The sequence below is a fragment of the Methylibium rhizosphaerae genome (assembly GCF_006386545.1).
Taxonomy (GTDB): domain Bacteria; phylum Pseudomonadota; class Gammaproteobacteria; order Burkholderiales; family Burkholderiaceae_C; genus Pseudorivibacter; species Pseudorivibacter rhizosphaerae.
Genome location: NZ_SWAR01000090.1, coordinates 1 through 2988 on the forward strand (window position 1 = coordinate 1; position 2988 = coordinate 2988).

3 protein-coding genes are annotated in these 2988 nt (G+C 62.9%); 1 reads left to right on the forward strand and 2 read right to left on the reverse strand.

The window, feature by feature from the left end; translation table 11 throughout:
• The coding region (locus E8D38_RS27310; protein ID WP_219851883.1) for a hypothetical protein at positions 1–226 on the forward strand (226 nt) is incomplete at its 5' end.
• Positions 227–390: 164 nt separating this feature from the next.
• Here the strand turns inward: E8D38_RS27310 and E8D38_RS27315 are convergent.
• On the reverse strand, positions 391–759 hold the full coding sequence (locus tag E8D38_RS27315) for a hypothetical protein (protein ID WP_140637430.1): 369 nt from the start codon (positions 757–759) through the stop codon (positions 391–393).
• A partial coding sequence (locus E8D38_RS27320) for a LysM peptidoglycan-binding domain-containing protein (protein WP_140637431.1) occupies positions 741–2988 on the reverse strand: 2248 nt, incomplete at its 5' end. The genes E8D38_RS27320 and E8D38_RS27315, both read right to left, overlap by 19 nt.

The window sequence follows — 2988 nt, forward strand, 5'->3', positions numbered from 1 at the left end:
GCGAGCCACTGACCACGACGACGACCTGCCCAGCGAGATCGATTTCTCCAAGGGCACCCGCGGCAAGTTCCACCGCCCCGGCACGCGGCTGAACCTGCCCGTCTACCTCGACGACCAGGTGCAAGCGACGCTGGCCAAGCTCGCCCAGGCCAAGGGCATAGCCCTCTCCACCCTCGTCAACGACCTGCTGCGCAAGGACATCGAACTCATCGAGATCGGAAGGTGAGTTCAACCAGCGCGACAGTGAGATGAACGAAGGGCCGCTGCTGCGGCCCTTCGTCTCATGTTCGCGATGCCGAGGCCTGAGTCTTTGTTAGACCTACCTGCCTGCTCAATAACCGCACCATTCAACTGGAACATCGAATCGGCACGCTGCAGCCGGCGCCATCGTCAGAGCTCTTTGTAAAACTCTCGGTTTTCCCACCTGTCGCTGTATGCAGCAATCACCTTCTCGAATGGAGCACCAGTCGCGATGGCATCTGGCATCTCACGCAGTTGCCCCTCCATCCACTCCCGCACCTTTGGCCACCGCAGCTTGTGCATCAGGTAAGCAATTGGCTCATCGCTGACCTTCCGGTCTTTGAACAGTGCAATGAGCAGCTCTTCGAACTGTGGCCTGAGTTCCGGTGCACCCCCAATGAGTTCCAGGCATCGCACATAGTTCGGTTCCGCCAAGTCGAAGGAGAACTCGGTGCAGAGCACATGCTCAGCCCCGAGCAACTCTTCCTCGACTCGCTTGATCAGTTCATCGGTACCCATTTGCCACCTCTTGGTAGGGTTGGGTCAGCAACCCAGATCTTTGGAACGAACTTCCCTGCCGTGTCCAATCCAGCATTTTGGAACGCTCTTTCGGCGATACCACCGATGTTCGCCCCCGTTGGCTGGTAGTGCCCCGATGCGTTGTCCAGCCACTTAACGTTCCCGTTGTATAGCTGAATCTCCCCTGCGGCTTGAACTGGATTGCCACCAGTCAAGCTCGTATGCCCAGTCTTCCCGACCACGAGGGCACCGTCTTCCAGCACCACGTAGTTGTAGTTCCCGCTTATCCGCGACAGCCGACTGTTCGGCACTATTCTGGGTACGTCGATTTCGTGCTCGGGGAACTTGTTGGTAAACAGTTCCATGGGCTCCTCCGCTGACACATGAGACCTGAACGCTGAGCGGAAGGTCTGGCCCGTGTAAGCCTGCCCCGGCATCGAACTGCGCGGCACGTTGGTCGCATTGCTGCCACTGAACATCCCAGCCGCGAGGCCCGCCTCAACCACGCCTGGGTCGTTCATCAACTCTTGCGGAGTGAGCAACCCACCTTGCCCACCTGCTTGGCGCACGCTGGTCATCGCACCTATGAGGTAGTTTCTCTGTATGGGATCCTCAACTGTTGCCCACGCCCTCGCAAGTTCGGCGCGTGTCGCGAACACATCCTCGCGAGTCAAGTTTGGCTTAGAGGGCAGGCTATTGGCTCTCAGAAGCAGTCCAGGCAGGTCGGCAGGTGGCCTCATGTCAGTAGCACTCACTGCCCCCACGGGTTGAGCGCCAGCGTGCCACACGGGCCCACCTTCACCGGTCCTGCCACCCCAAGCATCTACCTGCATGTCATCCCAGCGCTGCCGATTCGCTGCCGCCTGCGCTCTCGCGTTCGCCGCATAGAACCGGTTGCTGCTCGCCACTGCGTCATCAGCGCTCATGCCCCAGTCAGCAACCATGCGCTGGCCGGCGCGCAGTTCGTTCATGCTGCGCAGCCCCATGCCGGAGCTGTAGCGCCCCATCAGCTCCTTGTTGCCGCCGGTCAGCCGGTCCAGCGTGTCACCCGGCCGCACGATGGCGCCTTCGTCGGTGGCCTGCCTATAGGCTCGCTCGGTCATCCGGAAGTTGTCTTGCGCTACCGCAGCGGATGCTTCGCTCATCCGGCGCGCCTGAATGGCATCGCTCTGGCCAATCCATTCCTGGCTGCGCCGCGCCTCGTAGGCCAGGTCGCTCTCAATGTCCGAGCCGTTGCGGTAGTTCAGGTCCGAGTACGGCCCGACCCCTTGGGTTTCTGTCTGGCTCGGCCTCGTAGCAGCCTGCGCCAAGCTCTCGCCCAACGCATTGCCAAACGCGTCCACCGCGACCTGTTGCATCACGACCTTGCCGCCGCGTACTGCCATTGCCGTGAGGCCTGTCGCCACTCCCCGCAGCGTGCCGGCAGCCAACTGGCCTGCAAGGCCCATCGACTGCAGGCCGCTCAAGGGCCCGGTACCAGCCCAACGGGGCTGCTGGCCATTGATGGCGGGCATCAGGTTGCCATCGTCGTCGTACTGTGCTTCAGCGCCCAGCGCTTCGCCGACTGCAGCCGACGCGGCAGCTGCCGCAACGCCGCGCCAACTGAACCTCTCCTGCAGGCCTGTGGCCACTGCGACGCCCTGAGTCATCGCATTGGTCATCGAGGCACGCACGGCTGCATTGAGGTAGACGTTGTTGCTGACGTTTCCAATGGCGCCGCCAATACCGGCCGAGATGCCCGCACTCACTGCGCTCACGGCCATGCTCTTCCAGTCGAAGCCGTCCTGCATGCCGACCGCATTGGCGAACGCCTGCCCCGCAAGGTTGCCAGCCATGGCCGAGCCGACCGCCACACCTACTCCGGCACTTCCGCTCGCCAAGGCTGTTGCGCCTGCAGCCATCACTTGTCCAAACGTCGCCCCCGCGGCAGCTGTCGCCGCTCCGGCCGTGTAGATCGTCACGACGATGATCACGACAATCATCACGATCTGCCCGACCACACCGCAGCCGCCCTCGGGCATCACCAGGTGCGGCTGCGCCCCCGCCCCCATGCTGGCCGGGTCATACGGCTTGAAGCTGTCGGCCGCGTTGTAGCTGGGCGTGGCGCTCGGCAGGCTCAGCGTCTGGCCCACCCGCAGGTCGCTGTCGCCGCTCAGCCCGTTGGCCTGCGCGATCTTCCACCACAGGCGGTTGTCGCCATAGGCGGCCTGGGCGATGCTTCTCAGCGTG